A 22,580-nucleotide genomic window follows, 5' to 3' on the forward strand; every position below is an offset into this window, starting at 1 on the left:
GGCGCCGCCGGCACGGGCAGCGGCGGCTCGGGCAGCGGCGGCTCGTCGACCAGCCGCTGGAGGACCGCGAGTCCGCCGAGGCCGTCGGCGAGCACGTGGTGCATCGTGAGGACGATGCCGTGCGCACGGCCGTCCGGGCCCGCCACGACCGCGGCACGCCACAGCGGTCGGTCGCGAGGAAGAGGCTCGGTGGCCTCGCGCACCGCGGCGGCGATCAACTGCTCGGCGTCGGGCTCGTCGACCACCTCGACCACGGCGAGGTGGCGGTCGACGTCGAAGCCCGCGTCGGGCCGCCAGGATGGCCGTCGCAGCCGGTTCCGCGGGATGAGGAGGCGGTCGCTAAAGCGGTCGATGGTCGCGAGCCGGCTTCCGAGCGCGGCAAGGAGTGCGGCGGCGTCGGCGTGGTCAAGCGCCAGCAGCGCACCGACGTGCTTGGGCACCGGGCCCACGTCGGTGAGCAGCTCGGTGTGGTCGGTCGCGCTGATGCGGTGTCCGGGGGACGCCATGATTCGAGAATCGCCTCCCGCGGGCCCTCCGGCGCGGGACATTCGTCCCGTCGACTCGCACAGCGTGCACACTGAGAAGATCGCACCACCACCCAGAGGAGCCACCATGACCAACGGCCAGACCGCAGCGGGATTCGAGCACATCGCCGACGTCTTCGACGAGGTCCTCGCGGACACCCACGGGCACGGAGCGGCTCTTCACATCCGCCTCGACGGCACGCCCGTGGTCGACCTGTGGGGTGGCAACGCTCGCCCGGACGTCCCGTGGACGCCGCACACGTCGAGCGTGATCTTCTCCTGCACCAAGGGACTGGTGAGCATCCTGATCGGCGAGCTGGTCGACGAGGGCCTGCTGGACCTCGACGCGCCGGTCACGCGGTACTGGCCTGAATTTGTCGGCGGCGGCAAGGAGACAGTCTCCGTGCGTGCCATGCTCGCGCATCGTGCCGGCGTGCCGTTCATCCGCCAGCCCCTCGAGAAGGCGGACATCATCGACTGGGATCGGATGGTGGATCTGCTCGCCGCGGAGGCCCCCCAGTTCGAGCCCGACAGCACGTACTCGTACCACGGCCTGACCTTCGGCTGGCTCGCCGGAGAGCTGGTACGCCGCATCACCGGGAAGTCCGTGGGCACCTTCTTCAGCGAGCGGATCACAGGCCCACTGGGCGCAGACGCCTGGATCGGCCTCGATCCCGCGCATGCGGACCAGGTCGCCACCTTGTACGTCGAGGACGGGTACCCCGAGCCCCAGCCCGTGAGAACCGACGCGTCCGAGTTCGAGCGGCTTGCGGGCGAAGCGATGACGTTCGGCAACGCGATCCCGCGGCGATTCGCGGACCCCGGCATCGGCTGGAACGACCCCGACATGCGGCAGGCGGAGATCCCGGGAGCCGGCGGAATCGCGTCCGCGAGGGCGCTCGCCACCATCTGGAGCGCCACGGTCTCCGATCGCGAGGCCATCAGCCTCCTCTCCCCCGAGGTGATCCACGACATGCGCCGCGTGCAGAGCATCGGCGCTCCGGGCCCGGGCGTCCCCCCGCCGTGGCCGCGCTGGGCGACGGGCTTCATGCTCAGCACCGCGGTGCGACCGTTCCTCTCGCCGTCGTCTTTCGGGCACGACGGGCTCGGCGGTCAGGTGGGATTCGCCGACGAGGACGCGCGCATCGGCTTCGGCTTCGTCACCAACGATCTGCGCCTCACGCCCGACCCCCGCGGAGTGAACCTGGTGAACGCGCTGAAGCGCGTGATCGAGTGAGGCTGTGCCAGAGAGGCGCGTCCGTGCGCAACTAGGCTGGCGGCATGCCCATCCTCAACAAGGACATGACCCTGTGCATCTCGCTCTCGGGCCGGCCATCGAACCTGGGGACGCGGTTCCACAACTTCCTCTACGAGGAGCTAGGCCTCAACTTCATCTACAAGGCCTTCAGCACCGATGACATCGAGGGCGCGATCCGCGGCGTGCGCGCGCTGGGGATCCGCGGCTGCTCCGTGTCGATGCCGTTCAAGGAGGCGGTGATCCCGCTGGTCGACCGGCTCGAGGAGTCCGCCGCCGCCATCGAGTCCGTCAACACCATCGTCAACGAGGGCGGCCGGCTGGTCGCCTCCAACACGGACTACGAGGCCGTCGCGTCGCTGATCGCTTCGCACGGGATCGACCCGGCGCTGCCCGTGCTGGTGCGCGGCTCGGGCGGGATGGCCAAGGCCGTGGTGGCGGCCTTCCGCGGCGCCGGCTTCGAGGACCTCACCGTCCTCGCACGCAACGAGGCCGCGGGCCGGGCGCTCGCCGACAAGTACGGCTACGCGTGGACGGGCGAAGACCCCGCGCCCGGGGCGGCGGTCATCGTCAACGTCACGCCCATGGGGATGCACGGGCCGGACGCCGATGCGCTGTCCTTCTCCCTCGCCCACGTCGAGGCCGCGGAGGTCGTGTTCGACGTGGTGGCCTTCCCCGCCGAGACGCCGCTCATCGTTGCTGGACGGGACGCCGGGAAGCGCATCGTCACCGGCGCGGAGGTGATCGCCCTCCAGGCCGCGCGCCAGTTCGAGCGCTACACGGGCGTGGCGATCACGCCGGAGCAGGTGGCGCGCGCCTCGGAGTTCTCGCGCGCGGAACAACAACAGTCAGCGAACTGAATACCTGAGCGCCACTGCCCCGCCAGGGAACGCCCGTTCCTCGATCAGCTCGAGGTCGAGCCGGACTCCGTCGGGCAGCGCGCGCGTCCCGCCGCCCACGATCGCGGGGAGGACGGCCAGCAGGACCTCGTCGACCAGCCCGGCGCGGAAGGCATGCGCGGCGACGGTGGGGCCCACGATGGCGAGGTCCCGGTCCGCGGTGAGCTTGAGCTCGCGGATGCGTTCGGCATCGAAGGACCTCTCGATCCACGTGCGCTCCGTGGGCGCCGTCTCGAGCGTGGTCGAGATCACGATCTTGTCCGAGTCGCACCACGCGCGGGCAAAGTTCGCCGCGAACTCGGGAAGGTCCGGATCGTCGCGCATCGTCTCCCAGACGGCCATGGTCTCGTACATCCGCCGGCCGTAGACCCAGGTGCCCACGCCGCGCACCAGCTCGGTCCAGTAGTCGTGAAGCTCCTCGGAGGGCTCGGTGAAATCGAACTCGCCGCGCTCGTCGTTGATGTAACCGTCGAGCGAGGCGTTGATGCCGTAGATGAGCCGTGCCATGTGCGTCCCTCCCTTGTGTGACACGCTAGCCCGGCGGAGCCCCCGGCGGAGGGGGTCGCCAGCACGGAATCGAATTGATACGATTCAACGACAGTCGCGGGACGATGCGAGGCACAGGAGCCTCCGGCCGTCCCGCCGAGCGAGAGAAGCGACATGAGCCTGGCCCCCGACGACGCGCGCCTCCTGGCGGACGCCACCTTCATCACCATCGACGCCCCCGAGGGCGTCGCTCCCACGCTGTCGACGAGCGTCCCCCTGGACCAGCCGGCTTCACAGGTGACGTCCGCCATGCTTGTCGCCACCGCCCACGGCGTCTACGAACCCGTGATCAACGGCGAGCCCGCCACCGCATCGGTCCTCAACCCGGGCTGGACCTCCTACGAGTGGCGCCTCCAGGTCCAGCGGTTCGACGTGACCGGCCTGGTGGCCGGCGGGGACGATGCGGTCGCCCTCGACGTGCGCCTGGGCAACGGCTGGTACCGGGGCAAGATGGGTTTCGACGACGCGAACATCGACTACGGCAGCGAGATCGGCCTGTTGGCTGCGCTCGAGGTGACCTTCGCGGACGGCGCCACCCAGCGCATCGTCACGTCTCCCGCGTGGACCGCGCGCGCCTCCGACACCACGGAGAACACCTTCTACCAGGGGCAGAGCGTCGACGCGCGCCTGCGCGGAGCGGGTGCCGAGCTCCCGGTGCGCGAGGGCGAGTTCGATCGGTCGCGACTGCTGCCGCAGGTAGGGCCGCTGATCATGCGTCAAGAGGTGCTGCGGCCGGTACGGATCTGGACGTCGCCGGCCGGGCGCACCCTGGTCGACTTCGGTCAGAACCTGGTGGGTTGGCTGCGCTTCACCATTGCGGGCGAGGCCGGGACGGAGATCGTCATCCGCCACGCCGAGGTGCTCGAGAACCACGAGCTGGGCACGCGCCCGCTCCGCGCCGCAGCCTCCACCGACACCTTTGTGCTCTCCGGCGGCGAGGACTTCTTCGAACCCACGCTCACCTTCCACGGCTTCCGCTACGCGGAGATCACCGGCTGGCCTGGCGAGCTCACCGCGGATTCGATCGAGGCCGTGGTGGTGCACTCGCAGATGCGCGCCACCAGCGAGTTCGAGTGCTCGGAGCCGCTGGTCAACCAGCTCATCAGCAACTCGATCTGGGGCCAGAAGGGCAACTTCCTCGACGTCCCCACGGACTGCCCGCAGCGCGACGAGCGCCTCGGGTGGACCGGCGACATCGCCGCCTTCGCGGCCACCGCGGCCTTCCAGTTCGACACCGCGGACTTCCTCCACAAGTGGCTGCTCGACCTCGCCGAGGAGACGCGCCACGCCAAGCTGGGCTCCGTGCCCTTCGTGGTGCCGGACCCGCTCAAGTACGCGAGCGGCGGCGTGTTCGACATGTTCCCGCCGCTGCCCACCGCGATCTGGGGCGACGCCTCGGTGTGGGTGCCGCAGGCGCTGTGGAACGCGTACGGCGACAAGGACCGCCTGGCCGCCCACTACCCGGCGATGGTTCTCCACCTCGAGGGCGTCGAGAAGCGCCTGTCCCCCACGGGGCTGTGGGAGGAGAAGTTCCAGTTCGGCGACTGGCTCGACCCCGACGCCCCGCCGGAGGCGCCCTTCAATGCGAAGGCCGACAACTCGGTGGTCGCCACCGCATGCCTGTACCGTTCGGCATCGTTCGCCGCGGAGGCGGCTTCGATCCTGGGCCGGCCGGACGATGCGGCCCGCTGGGCGGCATTGGCGTCCCAGACGCGAGCGGCGTTCAACGAGCACTACGTGAGCGCGGACGGCATCATCACCTCGGACTGCACCACCGTGTACGCGCTGGCGATCTGCTTCGGTCTGCTCGACCAGGCGGACCAGGCGGCGGGCGCGGCGCGGCTGGCGGAGCTGGTGCGCGAGCGCGGCCACATCATCACCACCGGATTCGCCGGCACGCCGTTCGTCACGTGGGCGCTGTCCGAGAACGGGTACCTCGAGGACGCCTACCGACTGCTGCTTCAGACCAACTGCCCGTCCTGGCTGTACGCGGTCACCATGGGCGCGACCACCATCTGGGAGCGCTGGGACTCGATGCTGCCGGACGGCTCGATCAACCCCGGCGAGATGACGTCCTTCAACCACTACGCCCTGGGCGCCGTGGCGGACTGGATCTACCAGGTGGTCGCGGGCATCCAGGCCGCATCGCCCGGGTACGCGACCATCCGCATCGCGCCGCAGCCCGGGCCGGGTCTCGACTGGGTGCGCTGCGCGCACGAGTCGCCGGTGGGGCGCATCGCGGTGTCCTGGCGGGTCGAGGACGGGGTCTTCGCGCTCGACATCGACACGCCGGTGGGCGTGCCCGTCGAGGTGGTGCTGCCGGACGGTGCGGTGCACTCGGTCGACGGCGGCGCGCACACGTTCACCGCGGCGGCATAGCCCGACCCGGCCGCCGCATCGTCCCGTTCTAGGGTGATTCCATGACGCTTTTGCCTCTTGCCCTCAACGACGGCCACTCCATCCCCGCGGTCGGATTCGGCACGTATCCCCTGGTAGGGGACGCGGGCGGGGCCGCCGTGCGGTCCGCGCTGGACGCGGGGTATCGCCTGCTCGACTCGGCCGTCAACTACGAGAACGAGGGCGTGGTGGGCGCCGCGATGCGCGCATTCCTCGCGTCCTCCGGGGTCGCGCGATCCGACGTCACCGTGCAGACCAAGCTGCCGGGGCGGCATCACGCGTTCGAACGCGCCATCGAGTCCGGGGAGGAGTCGCGCGCGCGGATGGGGCTCGACCGGATCGACGTGCTGCTCATCCACTGGCCCAACCCGGTGACCGGCAGGTATCGCGAGGCGTGGCGCGGCCTGGTGGAGCTGCGCGAGCGCGGCGTGGTGCGGAGCATCGGCGTCTCGAACTTCACGGAGCGCCTGCTCGAGGAGATCATCGACGACTCGGGCGTGGTTCCGGCCATCAACCAGGTCGAGCTGCACCCGCACTTCCCGCAGACCGAGTTGATGGCCGTCCACGAGCGGCTGGGGATCGTGACGCAGGCGTGGAGCCCGCTGGGCAAGCGTCAGGCGCCCTACACGGAGCCGGCGGTGGCCGATGCGGCGGCGCGGTTGGGCGCGACGCCCGCCCAGGTGATCCTGCGCTGGCACCTCCAGCGTGGGTCGCTGCCGCTGCCGAAGTCCGCGACGCCGTCGCGGCAGGTGGAGAACCTGGCAATCGACGGCTTCTCGCTGCTGCCGGAGGAGGTCGCGGCCATCACGGCGCTGGGCCGCGCGGACGGGCGGCTGTTCGACGGCGACCCCGAGCGGCACGAGGAGATGTAGCGCGCCTCGCTCAGCCGAGAACGTGCATGAACCCGAGTACCGCCGATGCGGCGGCGAGGACGGCCAGGACCGCGGGCACGATGAACGGGTCGCCGCGGCGCCGATGAACCATCACGGCGCCCACCATGTCCGCTGCGAGGCCCACGGCCGCGAGCGGGGTGAGGATGGGCGCGATGCCGGTGGCGAGCGGCAGTATCAGGCCGATGGCGCCCAGGAGCTCGGCGGTGCCGATGCCGCGGATGGCGCCCTGGCTGAAGTCGTCGGTCCAGCCTTGGCCGGACGTTCGCAGCTGCTCCTTGGTGCGGACCAGCTTGATGCCGCCGGCGCCGAGGTAGACGGCCGCGAGGATGCCGTTGAGGATCCAGAGCGCGGTGATCATGGGGACTCCTTCGAACCGGGGAACGACGGTGATCCCGTTCAGGCAACCACACGGTGGGGCGAGTGTCGACCCTGGCAGGTAGTTGTCCACAGGTTGACGGTGTCCGATTCGTCGTGAATGTCAGACCCCGGTGATGGAATGGATCCATGGACATCCCCCGGCTGTTCGACTCCGAATCCGGCGGCGGCACCACGGCCGTCGCGGGCTTCGGACGGGCGTGCTCGCAGGCGCGGTCGGCGGTGGGGACCATGCGGGACCTGGCCGCGGCGGCCGACGTCCAGGCGACGGGACAGCGGGAGCTGCTCGAGCGGATCGAGGCCGCGGCGATGCTCGCGCGTGAGGTGGACCTGGTGCTGGCTCGCGTCAGCAGGGAGGTCGAGCGCCGTTCGGACGAGGTCCCCGCGGGAGGCCTCGCGCGGCGCCAGGGGCACCGGAGCGCGGCGGACCTGGTGGCGGCGGCGATGGGCGCGACGCGGGCGGAGGCGATGCGGTTGCTCGCCGTCGGGCGTGCGCTCGAGGAGGCGAGTGCGGCGGCCTCTCCCGACGTGTCGGACGGCGATGGCACGCCGGATTCCGAGTCCCACAACGCGCTCGATGATGTGCCCGAGGGCGGGCCCGACCTCTCGCCGCGCACCGTCGAAGCCGAACCGGGGCCCGAATCCCCGCCGCCACCGCCGCGGCCCGCGCCGCGCTACCCGTACGTGACCGCCGCGCTCGATCGCGGCGAGATCTCCGTCGAGTGCGGCACGCTGATCATGTCGATGCTCGACTCGTTGAGCGAGTCCGTGGATGTCGAGCGGCGGCGCACGGCGGAGCGTGACCTGGTGTCTCGCGCGCCCGGCATGGCCGCCGGCCAGTTCGCCCGGATCGTCAGGCGATTCAAGGCCGCGCTGGACGTCGCCGAGAACGACCGCCAGGTCGCGCGCATGCGGCAGGAGCGCACCCTGCGGCTATACGAGGACCGCCAGGGGATGCTGGTGCTGCAGGGGCGATTCGACCCGGAGACCGGGGCTCCGCTGCGGGCGGCTCTCGATGCCTTGGTGGGCGACGCGATGAGGCGCAGCCGTGAGGCGGTGGGCGAGGACACGCGCACCACCGATCAGATGCGAGCGGACTCCCTGGCCTCTCTGGCACGCCACGCGCTCGGTTGCTCCGCGACCGACCTTCCGCTGTCGACCGTGACGGTCGTGGTGCGCGTCGAGGAGAAGGATCTTCAGCGGGGCCTCGGCCTGGCCGAGGTCGACGGGTGCACGCAGCCGATCGACATCTCGACGCTGCGGCGGATGGCGGCGGACGCGGACGTGGTGCCCGCCGTGCTGGGTGGACGCAGCGAGCTCTTGGACTTCGGACGGCGGCGCCGGCTTTTCACCCGCGCGCAGCGCCTCGCCCTGGGCGAGCGAGACGGAGGGTGCGCGTTCTGCGGTGCCCCGCCGGCCTGGACCGAGGTCCACCACATCCGTTGGTGGAGCCGCGACCGCGGCCGGACCAACGTCGCGAACGGCGTGTTGCTCTGCAGCCACTGTCATCACGTGATCCACGACCAGAACTGGGAGATCGAGACCACAGCAACGGAGGTGTGGTTCAGACCCCCCGCGTCGGTCGACCCATCGCGGGCGCGGCGGCTTGGCGGGCGAGCGAGGTTCTATCCGCCGAGCGAATCTCCGCCGAGCGAATCTCCGCCGGGCGAATCTCCGCCGGGAGCCTCGTCACCCGCCACCGAGCCGGCCGCTGCCCCCGCGGCGTGAGCCCGGCGCGGGCCCGGCGCGGGCCCGGGGCTACCCGAACGTGAACGAGTAGACCTCGACGCCGGGATCGACCTCGACCGAGAGCACATGGCGCCCCTCGCCTACCGAGTCGGCCATGGCATAAGACCGGGGCGTGCCGCCCACCGCGATGGTGCGGGCCGAGCCGTCGTCGAGCCGCACGCGCACCTCGCCCTCGCCTGCCATGACCATCCGCACCTCGGAGGCGTGAAAGGCCAGCCGGATGGCTGCCGCCCCGTCCGTTGGCGTCGCGAACTGCGTCTCGACGCGCCAGGACCCATCGAGCGCGAAGGAATCGTCGGGTTGCGGATCCGGGAAGGTGAACTCGGACTCCCCCGCCCCGTAGGAGCCGGGGCCCGCGAAGTTGACGTCCTTGGAGGAGCCGATGAAGGTCTCACGCGTCGTGGAGCCCACGTCCGGGGTGTCGTCCGCGACCTCGGTGGCGGGGGGAAGGTCGGCATCGGGATCCGCGTCCGCGAGCAGCTCACGGATGAGCTTCTCCGTCGCCGCGTAGTTGCCCTCGCCGAAGGCGATGTGGCGGACCGTGCCCTCGGCATCGACGAGGTAGTGCGCCGGCCAGTAGCGGTTGCGGTAGTTGGTCCAGGTCGACAGCTTGTTGTCGAGCGCCACCGGGTAGGTGATGCCGAACTCGCGGGCACCCGCCGCCACGTTGGCCTCGTCCTTCTCGAACGCGTACTCGGGCGAGTGGATACCGATGACGGCCAAGCCCGCATCGCGGTAAGCCTCATCCCACGCCACCACGTGCGGGATCGAACGCTGGCAGTTGATGCAGGAGTAGGCCCAGAAGTCGATCAACACCACCTGCCCGCGCAGGTCGGCGAGGTCCACGGCCTCCCCGCCCGGGGTGTTGAGCCAGCCCTCGATGCCCGTGATGCTGGGCGCGGTCCCGCACGACTCCAGCTCCGTCGCGCCGTTGGTGCACTGGTCGAGGTCCTTGTTCTCCTCGTTGACCAGGCCGCCCAGGTCGAGCGCTTGGCGCGCGTCCTCGTTGTCCGTGAGCTGGCGCTGGACGCCGGCCGTGTAGTCGGGCACCAGCCGCTGCAGCTGCTGCGGCAGATTGAGCGCCAGCCCTGCGGCGAGCGCGATCATCGCGACGCCCGCCGTGATGCGCAGGCCCCGCTCGCGGGACCGGAAGGCCTTGATCCGCTCCGCGAGACCCCGGCCCGCGAGCGCGAAGACCAGCAGCGGGATGGCGACCCCGATCGCGAAGGAGAGGGTGAGCACCACCGTGCCCCACCCGATCTGCCCGGTCGAACCCGCCACGATGATCGCGGCCAGGACGGGACCGGCGCACGGGACGAACACGGCGCCGAGCGCGAGGCCCACGCCGAAGCCGTTCCTGCGGGTGTTGACGTCGCGCCGCGGAAGGAACGCGAACGGCCGCTCGAGCAGGTGCTCGAACCTGGGAACGATGAGGCCGATTCCGATGAGGACCAGCACGCCCATGGCCACCCACCGGATGATGTCCTGCGGCAGCCCCAGGGCGCCCAGCACCAGGGAGCCCACCAGGGTCACCGCGGTGAAGCTGGTGACCAGGCCCGCGATGACCAGGTAAGGCCGCCACCGCGACACCGTGCTGGACTGCGTGCTCCCGACGGCGAGTCCGTTGCCCAGGTCGATGCGCGCCGACTGCGCCCCGCCCGTGAGGAAGATGACCGGCAGCACCGGCAGGATGCACGGGGAGATCCCCGTGATGAGACCGCCGAGCAGCCCGATGATCGCGAGCGTCATGTCAATGCCTCTCCGTGTGATTGACGGGGGTTCGCGCGGCGGGGCCGGGTGGATTGGCGCCGGTGTCCGCGAGGACGTCCGCGACGGCGTCCGCAAAGGCGTCCGCAAAGGTGTCCGCGAAATTCATCCCAATCCGCCCATCGCCGCCGGGCGAACCCCCCGTGAAGCCGCAACCGCGGTGGCACCCCGGACGGGGGCCGAACACGACAGTCCGCCCCGGCGGACCCGCACCACGGAGGAACTCATGGCCCGCACCAAGAACACGTTCGCGGCAGGACTCACGCTGGCGTTGGCGAGCGCGCTCGCCCTGTCCGCCTGCTCGACCGCCGACGACACCATGGACGAGACGACCGCGATGGAGTCGACGCCCGCGATGACGCAGGAGGCGATGCCCGCGGACACCATGAGCGAGCAGCCCATGGTGATGGACGCCTACTCGAACCTCGTGGGTGCGGGATGCGCCGCCTACGACGAGGCCGTGCCGGACGGCGCCGGATCCGTCCAGGGCATGTCGCAGGACCCGGTCGCCGTGGCGGCCTCCAACAACCCGCTCCTCACCACCCTGGTGGCGGCCGTGAGCGGCCAGCTGAACCCCGATGTCAACCTGGTCGACACCCTCAACGGCGACGAGTTCACCGTCTTCGCCCCGATCGACGACGCCTTCGCCGCCATCGACCCCGACACCATCGAGGCCCTCAAGACGGACTCGGCGACCCTGTCCGCGATCCTCACCTACCACGTGGTTCCCGGCCAGATCGAGCCCGACGACATCGCCGGCACCCTGACCACCGTCAACGGCGCGGACCTCACCGTGACCGGATCCGGCGACCAGATCATGGTCAACGGCGATGCCTCCGTGATCTGCGGCGGCGTCCAGACCGCCAACGCGACCGTCTACCTGGTCGACACGGTGCTGCTGCCCCCGGCCAACTGAGCCTCGACGGGCGCGCGCGCCCGCTCAGGACGACGAGCGCACGGATCCCTTCGGATCCGTGCGCTCGTTCTCGTCCGCGCCGCGGAAGGGTGACACGTGACCGATAGACTGGGGGCATCGCCACCGAAGCGTCCCCCCACTCTCAACCGAGGAATCGCATGCGCGCCACTTACGCGAAGGCCGAGCAGATCGTCTCGACCCTGTCCACCGAAGACAAGATCCGGCTGGTCTCGGGCCGCGACTCCTGGACCACCGAGGCCCTCGAGGAGCACCACGTGCCCTCGATCCTGATGACCGACGGCCCCCACGGAGTGCGCAAGCAGAAGGGCAGCACCGATCACCTGGGCCTCAACGAGTCGGTTCCTGCGACCTGCTTCCCCCCCGCCGTGACCATGGGCTCGACGTGGGATGTGGCGCTCGCGGAGGAGGTGGGCGCCGCCCTCGGACGCGAGAGCCGCGCCAACGACGTCTCCGTGCTGCTCGGCCCCGGCCTCAACATCAAGCGCCACCCCGCGGGAGGCCGCAACTTCGAGTACTTCTCCGAGGACCCCTTCGTCTCCGGCAAGTTGGCCGCCGCCATGGTGCGTGGCACCCAGTCACAGGGCGTGGGCGCGTGCATCAAGCACTACGCAGCGAACAACCAGGAGTTCTTCCGCATGTCCGTCGACACCATCGTCGACGACCGCACCCTGCACGAGCTCTACCTCACCGGCTTCGAGATCGCGGTCAAGGAATCCGACCCCTGGACCGTGATGTGCTCGTACAACAAGGTGAACGGCGAGCACGCGGACATCAGCCGCGGCCTGCTCACCGACGCCCTCCGCGACGACTGGGGCTTCGACGGCCTGGTGATGTCGGACTGGTACGCCACCTCGGACCGCGCCCTCGCGCTGTGCGCCGGCCTCGACCTCGAGATGCCGGGCACCGACGGCTCCTGGGACGCCGAGATCGCCGACGCGCACGCCAAGGGCCTGCTCACCACCGCCGAGCTCGACCTCGCCGTGACGCGGGTGGTCGACCTCGCCCTGCGTTCGCAGAACGACGTCGCCACCTCGCAGGTGGACCCCGAGTCGCACCACCAGCTCGCCCGCCGCGCCGCCGCCGCCGGCACCGTGCTGCTGACCAACAACGGCATCCTCCCGCTCGACCGCACCGGCACCATCGCCGTGGTGGGCGCCTTCGCCAAGAAGCCCCGCTACCAGGGTGCGGGATCCTCGCTCGTGAACCCCACGAAGCTCGACACCTTCCTGGACGCCATGCGCCACGCCGTGGGCGACGATGCGGTGATCACCTACGCGCCGGGCTACGACGCGGCGTCCGGAGCCACCGAGGAGGCCCTGCTCCAGGAGGTTCGTGACGTGGCGGCCCGTGCCGACGCGGTGATCGTGGTGGCCGGCCTGCCCAACTCCTACGAGTCCGAAGGCTTCGACCGCACCCACTTGCGCCTGCCGGACGGGCACACCGCCGCGGTGATGGCGGCCCTCGACGCGAACGCCAACACGGTGGTCGCCCTGCAGAACGGGGCACCCGTCGAGCTGCCGTGGGCGGACCGTCCCGCCGCGATCGTCGAGGCCTACCTGGGCGGCCAGGCCGGTGGCAGTGCCCTCGCCGACGTGGTGCTGGGCGACGTGGCGCCCGGCGGACGCCTTGCCGAGTCGTTCCCGATGGCGGCCTCCGACCTCCCCTCGGATCGCACCTTCGCGAAGAACCCGAAGCAGGTCGAGTACCGCGAGGGCCTGTACGTGGGCTACCGCTTCCACGACTCCGCGGGCGTGCCCGCTCGCTTCCCCTTCGGCCACGGCCTCAGCTACACCGCCTTCGACTACACCGGTCTCACGGTGCGCAAGTCCGGCGACGGCTACAGCGTCACGGTGACCGTCACCAACGTGGGTCCCCGCGAGGGCTCCGACGTGGTGCAGGTGTACGTCCGCCGCCCCGAGTCCGTCGCGTACCGCCCCGAGAAGGAGCTCAAGGGCTTCGCCAAGGTGCACGTCGCGTCCGGGGAGTCGCAGAAGGTGACGATCAAGCTCGATCGCCGCGCCTTCGCCGTGTGGGATGTGCGCTCCCAGGAGTGGCGGGTCGAGTCCGGGGAGGTCGAGGTGCTGGTCGCCGCGTCGTCGACCGACATCCGTGCGCGCCGCGCCGTGAAGATCACCGACGGCAAGGCCGTGTCGCCCTCGCACGGGCCCGCGGCGTACGTCGCCACCGACAACGAATTCCGCACCATGCTCGGCAGCGAGATCCCGACGCCGGAGGGCAGCGTGCCGTTCCACCGCGACTCCACCGCGGCGGACCTGCACGAGACCGCACTCGGATCACTGGTGGCGCGCGCGATCCTCGACCAGGCGAGGAAGCAGTTCGACACCTCGAACGTCGACGAGACCACGGCCGCCATGTTCGACGCCGCCCTCAAGGAGGCGCCGATGCGCATGATCGCCATGTCGAGCCGCGGCAAGATGACGTTCAAGCGCCTCGACCTGATGCTCGGCGTTCTCAACCGCACCTCCCTGAAGGCGTGGCGCGCGCACTAGTTCGGACGTCGATCGGTCGCCGTCCGTGGCGCCGCCCGTGGGGCCATCCGCGGGCGGCGCGCCTCAGCGCACCCGGAACCTGAGTTCGACCCCGGGCCGCGCCTGGGCTGCGGCGGCGATCGCGTCACCGTCGAGCACGCCCACCACGGGGTAGCCGCCCGTGGTGGGGTGGTCCGCGAGGAAGATCACCGGCCGGCCCGATGGCGGCAGCTGCACGGCCCCCGTGACCAGGCCCTCGCTGGCGATCTCGCCCGAGCGCGCCCGCACCAACGGCCGGCCCTCGAGCCGCACGCCCACGCGGTTCGACCGGTCGCTCACCTGCCACGCCGCCTCCGCGAGCGCCCCCCAGCCGTCTGCTCCCAGCCAGTCCTGCCGCGGGCCGCGCCGCAGCTTGAGCTCCACGCGATTCGTGGCCTCGGGCGCGTGGGCCGCCGGCCGTCCGAACAACTCCTCCGGCGCCCCCGGGGCCGCACCCACCGCCACCGCGTCGCCGTTCGCCAGCGGCGCGGGACCCAACCCCGAGAGCGTGTCCGAGGACCGGCTGCCGAGCACCGGCTCGACCTCGATCCCGCCGCGCACCGCGAGATAGGAGCGCAGGCCCGCCACCGCCGGCCCCACCTCGACCGTCTGCCCGGGCGCCACCCGGAACGGCGCCCCCCAGGGCGCGCGCACCGCTCCCACCAGCACGGCGCACGCGGCGCCCTCGACCGCGACCACCAGCGGCGCGAGCGCTCTGAAGGTGAAGCCGAGCATCGTGGTCTCCAGCGTGGCCGCATCGTCCCCGTTGCCCACCAGCGCGTTGGCTCGCCGATGCGCGGGAAGGTCCGCGGCGCCCGCGCGCGGCACTCCCAGGTGGGCGTGGCCGCGCCGGCCCAAATCTTGCACCGTGGTCAGCGGCCCGGCCCGGACGATCTCGATCGCCGTCACGGCGCCTCCACGAACCGGACCCGGGTGCCGGGCGCGAGCAGCGCCGCGGGCTCGCGCGCGACGTCCCAGAGGAGCACATCCACCGCGGTCCCGATGATCTGCCATCCACCGGGCGACCGGCGCGGATAGACGCCCGCGTACTCGCCCGCAAGCCCCACCGCACCCGTGGGCACGGCCGTGCGCGGCGTCTCCCGCCGCGGCACCTCGCGCCCGAGCCCGCCCAGGTACGCGAAGCCCGGCGCGAAGCCGCAGAACGCGACGGTGAGCTCCGTGGACGTGACGATGCGCCCCACGTCGCCCGCGCCCACTCCCCAGTGCCGCGCCACGTCGGCGACGTCGGGTCCGTCGAAGATCACCGGGATCTCGACCCGAGGGCCGCCCGCGGTCTCGACCGGCGGGATGCGCCAGCGCGGCAGCGAGCGGGCGAGCGCCTCGACGCCGAAGCCGTCCGCTTGGCGAGGGGCCTCGATGCCGCCAGTTCCGCCAATTCCATCGAGCAGCACCGTGCGGGCACCGGGAACGATCTCCTCCGCGACCAGCACCCCGGCCGCTCGGCGCCGCACGCACTCGGCGTGCAGGGCCTGGGCCGCCGCTCCGTCCTCCACCTCCACCAGGAGCGCCCGCTCCCCCATGCGGTGGACGATCATGCGAACGGGCGCAGGCTCACCCCGGCCTCCTCGAGCGCCTCGCGCACGCGCGCGGCGAGCGCGGCGGCCCCCGGGGTGTCGCCATGCACGCACACGGAGTCCGCGCGCACCAACAGCTCCGTGCCGTCGACCGCGAGCAGCGGCACACCCGTCGCGATGGCGACCGCGCGCGCGACCACCAGCTCGACGTCGTCGATCACCGCGCCCGGCGTGCCCCGGGGCGCCAGCGTGCCGTCTGGGAGATAGGCGCGGTCCGCGAACGCCTCGGACACGGTGGGCAGGCCGGCGTCGCGCGCCACTTCCAGAAGCTCCGAGCCCGGCAACCCCATCACCGCCAGCGGGACGCCGGCAACGGTCGACGCGAGCATCACGCCCTCCACCACGGCCCCCGCCTGGAAACGGTCCCGGACCACGCGGTTGTACAGCGCGCCGTGCGGCTTGACGTAGCCCACCTCGCCGCCCGCCGCCCGCGCGAACAGCCCCAGCGCGCCCACCTGATAGGCCACCTCGGCGGCCAACTCCTCGGACGGCACGTCCATCGCGCGGCGCCCGAAGCCCGCAAGATCGCGGTACGAGACCTGCGCGCCGATCGCCACTCCCGAGGCCACCGCGCGCTCGCAGACGCCGCGCATCGTCACCGGGTCGCCCGCGTGGAAGCCACAGGCCACGTTGGCGCTGGTCACCGAGGCGAGCAGCGCGTCGTCGTCGGTGAGCGTCCAGCGGCCGAAGCCCTCGCCCAGGTCTGCGTTGAGATCGATCGTCACCACGAGTCCACCCTAGTGACGCGCGGCGCCCGCTACCGCGACAGCACCGCCACCTCGACCGCTCCCTCGGGCCCCTGGGGGCCCTCGCGGGGCGCATCGAGGTAGAGCTCATACCAGCATCCGTAGTCCTCGCCCGTCGTGGTCTGCTCGACGGCCGGATGGAAGCCGTCCGCCTCCCACGACTCCATGAGCGCGCGAGTCACGCCTCCCATGCCCGCGTAGGGGCCGTCGTACCGGGCGATCGAGTACTCGCCGCCGGGCAGCTCGCCCTGGACGTACGCATCGTCCCGCGGCACGGCGCCGTCGACCAGGTGACCCACCTCGATCGCGAAGGTGCCGTCCTTGAGGACGGCCACGTAGCGGATGACCGCGCCCCCGGGCGCCAGCCCGTGGCTCCCGAGAGCCGCCGCGACGCGGTCGAATGCGCCGCCCACCACCCGCGGCAGCCGTGCCAACGTGACGTCGAGGGCCACCGCGACGTACCGCCGCGGCTCGCGAGGCTCGCGCGAGAACGTCGGGGTGGTCACGCTCGATACTCCGGGTTCGGATGGTCGAACCGGGCCCCGGCGTCCCACTCCCTGCGCGAATTCCCTCCCTCAGGGAAGCCGCCCCCGTCCTTGAGCCAACGCGCCGTGTGCAACAGGTTCCAGGTCATGAACGTGGTGTTGCGCCGGGTGAAGTCGTTCTCCGGTCCCCCGCTGCCCTCGTCGAGGTAGGACGGGCCCGGGCCCGCCTCCCCGATCCAGCCCGCGTCGGCGTTGGGCGGGATGGTGTAGCCCAGGTGCTGCAGCGAGTAGAGGGTGTTCATCGCGACGTGCTTGACGCCGTCCTCGTTGCCCGTCACCACCACGCCCGCCGTGCGCCCGTAGTACAGGTACTGGCCGCGGTCGTTGAGCCGGCCCGAGAGCCCGTAGAGGCGCTCGATGACCCGGGTGGCGACCGACGACTTCTCACCGAGCCAGATGGGGGTCCCCAGCAGCAGGATCTGGGCACCCAGGATCCGCTCCGCGAGCGCCGGCCAGTCGTCGACGTCCTGGTTGCCGCCGGGCACGTCCTCGCGCATGTCGGGGTACACGCCCGGCGCGATCGCGTGATCGACCGCACGGATCACGTCGACCGCCACGCCCTGAGCCTCGAGGATCGCGATCGCGTTGTCGAGGAGGCCCTGCGTGTGGGACAGCGTGGGCGACGGCTTGAGGGTGCAGTTGACCACCACCGCCGTGAGGTCGGAGAAGTCAGGATCGCTCATCCTCCGACGCTACGTCACTGCGGCGGCGCTGTCAGGGCGGCGGGACGATGCGCAGTTCAGGACGCGCAGTTCAGACCTGGTCGAAGCGCCCGTTCACGTTGATCGCGTCCTCGTTGAGACGCGCCTCCCACTGCTGCTTCTCCCGCGTCACGAGGACCACGATGAAGCCCCACAGGCCCAGGTCGTCGACGTACCCGAGGGGCCCCAGGAACAGCTCGGGGATGATGTCGATGGGCACGAACGTGTAGATCACCGCGCCCACCGCGGCGATCCACGTCATGGGCGCCAACCGGTGCTCGCCGTTCTTGACCGCCTTGAGGAATCTCCACCACATGGCATCCAGTATGCGCTACGCGGTCGCGAGCGGCACCGAGGGACGGGTGACTACACGACCTCGCGCAGCGCGCCGGTGTGAACGTCGAAGACGAATCCGCGCACCTGCGACGTGTCGACCATGAAGGGGCTGCGCCAGATCCGCTCCATCGACTGCCGCAGGTCCGCGTCGAGGTCGCGGAAGGACTCGGGGCTCCAGGTGGGCTTGAGGCCCGTCTCCTCGAGCAGCTGGTTGCGCAGCTCGTCGTCGGTGAACGTGAGCGCGCCGCAGTCCGTGTGGTGGATGAGGATCACCTCGCGCGTGCCCAGCTTGCGCTGGGAGATCACCAGCGACCGGATCACGTCGTCCGTGACCACGCCGCCGGCGTTCCGGATCACGTGGGCGTCGCCGATCTCGAGGCCGAGCATGGAGAACACGTCGAGGCGTGAATCCATGCAGGCCACGATCGCGAGCTGCCTGCGCGGAGGCAGGGGACGGTCGGGCAGGTAGGACTGCGTATAGGCGCGGTTGTTGGCCAGCAGCTCGTCGGCGATCGCCATGGGGTCCTCCGGGGCTCGGGACGTGGGTGAGCACAGCATATTCGGCTCTTGCGTCGCGGAGGGGCTGCCGTGCGACGATGAGCCCATGCCGCGCGTCCTGGTCACCGGAGCAGCCCAGGGCCTGGGCGCCGAGATCGCGCGCAGGCTCATCGCCCTCGACTACGAGGTGGTGGTGCACGGCCGTGACGCGTCGCGCGCGGACGTGGCCCTCGCGGCGGCGCCCGGCGCCGCCGGCGCGGTCACGGGACGGCTCGATTCATTCGCCTCGACGCGGCTGCTCGCCGACGACGCCCGCCGCCGCGGCCCGTACGACGTCATCATCCACAACGCCGCCGCCGGCGGCGACCAGTCCTCCCCCGTCCTCACCGAGGACGGCCTCGAGCGCATCGTCCAGGTCAACACGGTGGCGCCCTACCTGCTCTCGGCCCTGCTGAGCCTTCCCCGGCGCATCGTCTTCATCGGATCCGACTCGGCGTTCCATGGCCGGCCCGCGGTGGACCTCGCGCCGCCGGAGCCGTGGGACGGCCCGCAGGCCTACGCGGACTCGAAGCTGCTCCTCACCATGCTGGCGTTCGACCTCGCGGCGCGTCACACGGACCGTCCCATCAACGTGGTGCACCCCGGCTGGGTGCGCACCCGCATGGGCGGGCCGCGCGCGGCGCTGCCCACGTCCGATGGCGCAGACACCCCGGTCTGGATGGTGACGTCCGACGAGGCGATCGCGCGTCGCACCGGCCAGTACGTGCACCGCCGCCGCTCGGAGGCCGCGCCCGCGGCGGCTCACGACCCGGCTCTGCGCGCCGCGCTCATCGCGCGCCTCGCGGAGGTCACCGGGGAGCATCTGCGCTGATCGTCAGCGCCTAGGATTTCACTATGAGTCCGACGCCGCAGGCCCGCGCCCGTGCGGCCGCGCGCGCCTCGATGACGGACGTCGCGAGGCTCGCCGGGGTGTCGGGGCAGACGGTGTCGAGGGTGGCGAACGGCTCGGTCAACGTGAGCCCCGAGACCCGGCGCCGCGTTCTCGACGCGATGGAGCGCCTGGGGTACACGCCCAACACCGCCGCGCGCGCTCTGCGCAGCGGCAGCTTCGACACGATCGGCGTCATCGCGCACCAACTGGCCCGCACGGGCGAGTCCCGCACGGTCGAGGCCGTGGTGCAGGCGGCACGCGACGCCGGCCACACCATCACGCTGCTCGACATCGACTCGACGGCCCACGAGGACGTGGCCGAGGCCGCGTCGCGGCTCTCGCACCAGGCCATCGACGGCCTCATCATCATCCGCGCGGAGATCGAGGACGTGCATCGCCTGCAGCTGCCCGCCGGGCTGCCGGTGGTGGTGGCGGACGCGACCTTCGGCGGGCGTCTGCCCATGGTGGGCACGGATCACGCGGGCGGCGCCCGGGCCGCGGTCGAGCACCTGCTGGACCTGGGCCACCGCACCGTCCACCACATCACCGGGCCGCCGGACTCGATCCCGGCGCGGGCGCGCCTCGCCGCATGGCGAGGGGTGCTGGCCGAGCGCGGGATCCGGGCGCCCGAGCCCGTACGTGGCGACTGGACCGCCGCCTCGGGCTACGCCGCCGGCGCCCTGATCGCCGGCCGGCCCGAGGTCACGGCCGTGTTCTGCGCGAACGACGAGATCGCCTCCGGCCTGCTGCTCGCGGCGCACCGGCACGGGCGCCGCGTGCCCGAGGACCTCTCGGTGGTCGGATTCGACGACATCACCTTGGCGGAGTTCCTCATCCCGCCGCTCACGACGGTGCGCCAGCCGTTCGGCGCGGTGGGCCGCGGGCTGGTCGAGAGCCTGTTGGCGCGCATCGCCACGGGCGCGCCCGCGGCGCCGCCGGAGCCGGCCGTGCTGATCCCCTGCGAGCTCGTGGTGCGAGAGAGCACCGCCGCACCGGCCTAGCGCCGGCCGCCGGCGAGGCGCGGAAGCGCTACGCCGTGCCGCGGACCACGATCTCGGTCGGCAGCGTGACCGGCGCGGCCGTGCCGCCGCCGATCTGCTCGAGGAGCAGGCGCACCATCTCCCGGCTCACGCGATCGAACGGCTGGTGCACGGTCGTCAACGCCGGGGTGGTCTCGAGCGCGACCGGGGCGTCGTCGAATCCCGCGACGGCGACGTCGTCGGGCACGCGGATGCCCGCCTCGGCGAGCACGTCCATGGCGCCCGCGGCCATGAGGTCGTTGGCGCAGAACACCGCGTCGAACGGGAGCCCGCGGCTCAGCAGCTCCCGCATGGCCCGCGCGCCGGAGGCGCGTCCGAAGTCGCCGAACGCGACCTGCTCGTCCGCATAGCGGTCTCCCCTGGCCGCCCGGAACGCCCGCAGGCGCCCGGTTCCGCCTGAGGTGTCCTGAGGTCCGGCGATGTGGACGATGTGCTGGTGGCCCGCGGCCGCGAGGTGCTCCACCATCGCCCGGGCCCCGCCCTCGTCGTCGGCCGTCGCGTAGGGCACCTGGCTCTCGAAGCCCAGCGGGGCCCCGGCCGAGACCACGGGCAGGTGGGCGCCCAGCAGCGTGCGCAGCAGCTCCTGGCTGTCGCGATGCGAGGACACCACGAGCGCTCCGTCCACGTGCCCGCCCGTGAGGTACTCCGTGGCACGCCGGCGCTCGTCCGGGGTGTCGGCCATGATGAGGATCAGCGTCATCCCGTGCTCCGCGAGCGCGTCCGCGGCCGAGCGGAGGATGAGCAGGAAGTTCGGGTCGGCGAAGAACCGTTCGTACGACTCGTTGAGCAGGAAGCCCACGGAGCCCGTGCGACTGGTGGCGAGCGACCTGGCGTGGGGGTTGATCCGGTACCCGGTGGACCGGATCGCGCGCTCGACGTGCGCACGGGCGCCGTCGGAGACCCAGTGGCCGCCGTTGAGCACTCGTGACACCGTGCCGCGCGAAACCCCCGCCTCGCGTGCGACATCGTCGATCGTCGGGCGCCGTCGCTCGTTGCTCACCGGTCGCGTCTCCTCACCGGCCTCGTCCTTGGGCGGGTCTGTGACGAGTATGGCCCAGAACCGTTCGGGGGCGCGCGGCGCGGCACCCGCATCGTCCCCACGCACGACGAGGGGCTCCGGCGACATCGCCGGAGCCCCTCGTGACGCGGTGGCTAGCGAGCGCCCGCGCGGCGCTTGTTGTAGACGTCGAACGCGACGGCGAGCAGCAGCACCAGGCCCTTGACCACGGACTGCACCGACTGGTCGACACCCATGAGCTGCATGCCGTTGGACATGGTCGCCATGATCAGACCACCGACGATGGCACCGGTCACTCGACCGACGCCGCCGGTGACCGCCGCACCACCGATGAAGCAGGCGGCGATCGCGTCCAGCTCGAACATGTTTCCGGCCGCAGGCTGGGCACCGTTCGAACGCGAGGAGTACACCACGCCGGCAACCGAGGCGAGGATGCCCATGTTGAGCATCACGCCGAAGTTCACCCAGCGCACCTTGACGCCCGAGAGCATCGCGGCGGACAGGTTGCCACCGATCGCGTAGACGTGGCGGCCGAACACCGTACGGGTGGTCACCAGCGTGTACACGATGACCAGCACCGCAAGGATGATGAGCACGTTCGGCAAGCCACGCGCGTTGGCGAGCTGCCAGGCGAACCACATCACCACGGCCGCCACGGCGACCAGCTTGAGGATGAACAGCGGGAACGCCTCGACGGGCTGCTCATAGGCGATGCGGGAGCGACGCGAGCGGAAGGCGCTGAACATGTATCCCGCGACGGCCAGCGCGAACACCAGCAGCGTGAACAGGTCGTAACCGTTCCCGCCCAGGATCCCGTTCTGGAAGCCACCCGCGATCTTCTGGTACTCCGCCGGGAAAGGCGACAGCGAGATGTTGTTGAGCACCAGCAGCGTCAGGCCGCGGAACAGGAGCATGCCTGCCAGGGTGGTGATGAACGCGGGGATGCCCACGAACGCGACCCAGAATCCCTGCCACGCGCCGATCAGGACGCCCACCACGATGGCGGCGAGCACGCCCACCCACCACGGCATGCCGTTCTTGATGACCAGCACGGCGGAGACCGCGCCTGTCACCGCGACCACGGAGCCCACCGAGAGGTCGATATGGCCGGCGATGATCACCATCACCATGCCGATCGCGAGGATCAGGATGTAGGAGTACTGCAGGACGATGTTCGTGACGTTGCCCGGGCTGAGCAGCGTTCCTCCCGTGAGGATCGCGAACAGGGCGATGATCGCGACGAACGCGATGTAGATGCCGCTCGTCCGCAGGTTCCGGGTCAACAGCTCCCGGATGCTAG

At 71.4% G+C, this 22,580-nt stretch carries 22 protein-coding genes; 9 read left to right on the forward strand and 13 right to left on the reverse strand.

The annotated features are described in order from the left end of the window. On the reverse strand, positions 1 to 506 hold a 506-nt coding region (locus Q0L54_RS04340), incomplete at its 3' end, for a wax ester/triacylglycerol synthase domain-containing protein (RefSeq protein WP_296665743.1). Positions 507 to 612: 106 nt separating this feature from the next. Between Q0L54_RS04340 and Q0L54_RS04345 the strand changes: the two genes are divergently transcribed. Both Q0L54_RS04345 and Q0L54_RS04350 read left to right on the forward strand, forming a co-directional pair. Further along, positions 613 to 1,761: a serine hydrolase gene (locus Q0L54_RS04345; RefSeq protein WP_296665745.1), complete on the forward strand. Its 1,149-nt coding sequence runs from the start codon at positions 613 to 615 to the stop codon at positions 1,759 to 1,761. A 44-nt stretch (positions 1,762 to 1,805) separates the two neighbouring features. Continuing rightward, a complete protein-coding gene (locus Q0L54_RS04350) occupies positions 1,806 to 2,639 on the forward strand; it encodes a shikimate 5-dehydrogenase (RefSeq protein WP_296665746.1) in 834 nt (277 codons plus the stop codon). On the opposite strand, the gene Q0L54_RS04355 is transcribed toward Q0L54_RS04350, so the two are convergent. After that, positions 2,628 to 3,185, reverse strand: coding sequence for a dihydrofolate reductase family protein (locus tag Q0L54_RS04355; protein ID WP_296665748.1), 558 nt, complete (start codon positions 3,183 to 3,185; stop codon positions 2,628 to 2,630). The two genes, Q0L54_RS04350 and Q0L54_RS04355, sit on opposite strands and share 12 nt — an antisense overlap. Before the next feature lie 153 nt (positions 3,186 to 3,338). Between Q0L54_RS04355 and Q0L54_RS04360 the strand changes: the two genes are divergently transcribed. Continuing rightward, positions 3,339 to 5,603, forward strand: coding sequence for a family 78 glycoside hydrolase catalytic domain (locus Q0L54_RS04360; RefSeq protein ID WP_296665749.1), 2,265 nt, complete (start codon positions 3,339 to 3,341; stop codon positions 5,601 to 5,603). A gap of 41 nt (positions 5,604 to 5,644) precedes the next feature. Beyond that, the gene (locus tag Q0L54_RS04365) at positions 5,645 to 6,493 is read left to right on the forward strand and encodes an aldo/keto reductase (protein ID WP_296665750.1); all 849 of its coding nucleotides are present in this window, start codon (positions 5,645 to 5,647) and stop codon (positions 6,491 to 6,493) included. 10 nt (positions 6,494 to 6,503) lie between these two features. Here Q0L54_RS04365 and Q0L54_RS04370 read toward each other — a convergent pair whose 3' ends face one another. Beyond that, complete coding sequence (locus tag Q0L54_RS04370; protein WP_296665752.1) at positions 6,504 to 6,872, reverse strand: DoxX family protein; 369 nt, start codon at positions 6,870 to 6,872, stop codon at positions 6,504 to 6,506. Positions 6,873 to 7,018: 146 nt separating this feature from the next. Between Q0L54_RS04370 and Q0L54_RS04375 the strand changes: the two genes are divergently transcribed. Further along, positions 7,019 to 8,617, forward strand: coding sequence for an HNH endonuclease signature motif containing protein (locus Q0L54_RS04375; protein WP_296665753.1), 1,599 nt, complete (start codon positions 7,019 to 7,021; stop codon positions 8,615 to 8,617). Positions 8,618 to 8,647: 30 nt separating this feature from the next. On the opposite strand, the gene Q0L54_RS04380 is transcribed toward Q0L54_RS04375, so the two are convergent. Continuing rightward, the gene (locus Q0L54_RS04380) at positions 8,648 to 10,387 is read right to left on the reverse strand and encodes a cytochrome c biogenesis protein DipZ (RefSeq protein WP_296665755.1); all 1,740 of its coding nucleotides are present in this window, start codon (positions 10,385 to 10,387) and stop codon (positions 8,648 to 8,650) included. Between the two features lie 244 nt (positions 10,388 to 10,631). Here Q0L54_RS04380 and Q0L54_RS04385 point away from each other — a divergent pair, with 244 nt between their 5' ends. Both Q0L54_RS04385 and Q0L54_RS04390 read left to right on the forward strand, forming a co-directional pair. Then, positions 10,632 to 11,321, forward strand: coding sequence for a fasciclin domain-containing protein (locus Q0L54_RS04385; protein ID WP_296665757.1), 690 nt, complete (start codon positions 10,632 to 10,634; stop codon positions 11,319 to 11,321). A gap of 158 nt (positions 11,322 to 11,479) precedes the next feature. Continuing rightward, positions 11,480 to 13,852 (forward strand): glycoside hydrolase family 3 C-terminal domain-containing protein, encoded by a 2,373-nt coding sequence (locus tag Q0L54_RS04390; RefSeq protein WP_296665758.1) that lies wholly within the window; start codon positions 11,480 to 11,482, stop codon positions 13,850 to 13,852. A gap of 63 nt (positions 13,853 to 13,915) precedes the next feature. Here the strand turns inward: Q0L54_RS04390 and Q0L54_RS04395 are convergent, their stop codons facing one another. From Q0L54_RS04395 to Q0L54_RS04425, 7 genes are all read right to left on the reverse strand, one after another. Continuing rightward, positions 13,916 to 14,779 (reverse strand): biotin-dependent carboxyltransferase family protein, encoded by an 864-nt coding sequence (locus tag Q0L54_RS04395; protein WP_296665760.1) that lies wholly within the window; start codon positions 14,777 to 14,779, stop codon positions 13,916 to 13,918. Next, positions 14,776 to 15,426, reverse strand: coding sequence for a carboxyltransferase domain-containing protein (locus tag Q0L54_RS04400; protein ID WP_296665761.1), 651 nt, complete (start codon positions 15,424 to 15,426; stop codon positions 14,776 to 14,778). Before Q0L54_RS04400 ends, Q0L54_RS04395 begins: the two co-directional genes overlap by 4 nt. After that, positions 15,423 to 16,193 carry a 5-oxoprolinase subunit PxpA gene (locus Q0L54_RS04405; protein ID WP_296665764.1) on the reverse strand — a complete coding sequence of 257 codons (771 nt, stop codon included), beginning with the start codon at positions 16,191 to 16,193 and terminating at the stop codon, positions 15,423 to 15,425. Before Q0L54_RS04405 ends, Q0L54_RS04400 begins: the two co-directional genes overlap by 4 nt. A 29-nt stretch (positions 16,194 to 16,222) precedes the next feature. Beyond that, positions 16,223 to 16,717 (reverse strand): GyrI-like domain-containing protein, encoded by a 495-nt coding sequence (locus Q0L54_RS04410; RefSeq protein WP_296665765.1) that lies wholly within the window; start codon positions 16,715 to 16,717, stop codon positions 16,223 to 16,225. Continuing rightward, positions 16,714 to 17,439: a flavodoxin family protein gene (locus Q0L54_RS04415; protein WP_296665766.1), complete on the reverse strand. Its 726-nt coding sequence runs from the start codon at positions 17,437 to 17,439 to the stop codon at positions 16,714 to 16,716. The genes Q0L54_RS04410 and Q0L54_RS04415 overlap by 4 nt, the downstream gene beginning before the upstream one ends. A gap of 70 nt (positions 17,440 to 17,509) precedes the next feature. Continuing rightward, positions 17,510 to 17,773: a YkvA family protein gene (locus tag Q0L54_RS04420; protein WP_296665768.1), complete on the reverse strand. Its 264-nt coding sequence runs from the start codon at positions 17,771 to 17,773 to the stop codon at positions 17,510 to 17,512. Between the two features lie 50 nt (positions 17,774 to 17,823). Further along, positions 17,824 to 18,312, reverse strand: a complete 489-nt coding sequence (locus Q0L54_RS04425) for a carbonic anhydrase (protein WP_296665769.1) — start codon at positions 18,310 to 18,312, stop codon at positions 17,824 to 17,826. Between the two features lie 85 nt (positions 18,313 to 18,397). Between Q0L54_RS04425 and Q0L54_RS04430 the strand changes: the two genes are divergently transcribed. After that, complete coding sequence (locus Q0L54_RS04430; RefSeq protein ID WP_296665770.1) at positions 18,398 to 19,162, forward strand: SDR family NAD(P)-dependent oxidoreductase; 765 nt, start codon at positions 18,398 to 18,400, stop codon at positions 19,160 to 19,162. Positions 19,163 to 19,185: 23 nt separating this feature from the next. Continuing rightward, positions 19,186 to 20,223 (forward strand): LacI family DNA-binding transcriptional regulator, encoded by a 1,038-nt coding sequence (locus tag Q0L54_RS04435; RefSeq protein WP_296665771.1) that lies wholly within the window; start codon positions 19,186 to 19,188, stop codon positions 20,221 to 20,223. Positions 20,224 to 20,251: 28 nt separating this feature from the next. Here Q0L54_RS04435 and Q0L54_RS04440 read toward each other — a convergent pair whose 3' ends face one another. Next, positions 20,252 to 21,388, reverse strand: a complete 1,137-nt coding sequence (locus Q0L54_RS04440; protein ID WP_296665772.1) for a LacI family DNA-binding transcriptional regulator — start codon at positions 21,386 to 21,388, stop codon at positions 20,252 to 20,254. 26 nt (positions 21,389 to 21,414) lie between these two features. Continuing rightward, positions 21,415 to 22,575, reverse strand: coding sequence for a multiple monosaccharide ABC transporter permease (gene mmsB / locus Q0L54_RS04445; protein WP_296665773.1), 1,161 nt, complete (start codon positions 22,573 to 22,575; stop codon positions 21,415 to 21,417). Between the last annotated feature and the right edge of the window lie 5 nt (positions 22,576 to 22,580).

Source organism: Demequina sp. (assembly GCF_024642165.1).
GTDB lineage: Bacteria > Actinomycetota > Actinomycetes > Actinomycetales > Demequinaceae > Demequina.

Bases quoted from the DNA above. Each gene is read 5' to 3' on its own strand.
- Q0L54_RS04345 (WP_296665745.1), top strand. From the start codon at position 613: ATGACCAACGGCCAGACCGCAGCGGGATTCGAGCACATCGCCGACGTC.
- Q0L54_RS04350 (WP_296665746.1), top strand. From the start codon at position 1,806: ATGCCCATCCTCAACAAGGACATGACCCTGTGCATCTCGCTCTCGGGC.
- Q0L54_RS04355 (WP_296665748.1), bottom strand. From the start codon at position 3,185: ATGGCACGGCTCATCTACGGCATCAACGCCTCGCTCGACGGTTACATC.
- Q0L54_RS04360 (WP_296665749.1), top strand. From the start codon at position 3,339: ATGAGCCTGGCCCCCGACGACGCGCGCCTCCTGGCGGACGCCACCTTC.
- Q0L54_RS04365 (WP_296665750.1), top strand. From the start codon at position 5,645: ATGACGCTTTTGCCTCTTGCCCTCAACGACGGCCACTCCATCCCCGCG.
- Q0L54_RS04370 (WP_296665752.1), bottom strand. From the start codon at position 6,872: ATGATCACCGCGCTCTGGATCCTCAACGGCATCCTCGCGGCCGTCTAC.
- Q0L54_RS04375 (WP_296665753.1), top strand. From the start codon at position 7,019: ATGGACATCCCCCGGCTGTTCGACTCCGAATCCGGCGGCGGCACCACG.
- Q0L54_RS04380 (WP_296665755.1), bottom strand. From the start codon at position 10,387: ATGACGCTCGCGATCATCGGGCTGCTCGGCGGTCTCATCACGGGGATC.
- Q0L54_RS04385 (WP_296665757.1), top strand. From the start codon at position 10,632: ATGGCCCGCACCAAGAACACGTTCGCGGCAGGACTCACGCTGGCGTTG.
- Q0L54_RS04390 (WP_296665758.1), top strand. From the start codon at position 11,480: ATGCGCGCCACTTACGCGAAGGCCGAGCAGATCGTCTCGACCCTGTCC.
- Q0L54_RS04400 (WP_296665761.1), bottom strand. From the start codon at position 15,426: ATGATCGTCCACCGCATGGGGGAGCGGGCGCTCCTGGTGGAGGTGGAG.
- Q0L54_RS04415 (WP_296665766.1), bottom strand. From the start codon at position 17,439: ATGAGCGATCCTGACTTCTCCGACCTCACGGCGGTGGTGGTCAACTGC.
- Q0L54_RS04420 (WP_296665768.1), bottom strand. From the start codon at position 17,773: ATGTGGTGGAGATTCCTCAAGGCGGTCAAGAACGGCGAGCACCGGTTG.
- Q0L54_RS04425 (WP_296665769.1), bottom strand. From the start codon at position 18,312: ATGGCGATCGCCGACGAGCTGCTGGCCAACAACCGCGCCTATACGCAG.
- Q0L54_RS04430 (WP_296665770.1), top strand. From the start codon at position 18,398: ATGCCGCGCGTCCTGGTCACCGGAGCAGCCCAGGGCCTGGGCGCCGAG.
- Q0L54_RS04435 (WP_296665771.1), top strand. From the start codon at position 19,186: ATGAGTCCGACGCCGCAGGCCCGCGCCCGTGCGGCCGCGCGCGCCTCG.
- Q0L54_RS04440 (WP_296665772.1), bottom strand. From the start codon at position 21,388: ATGTCGCCGGAGCCCCTCGTCGTGCGTGGGGACGATGCGGGTGCCGCG.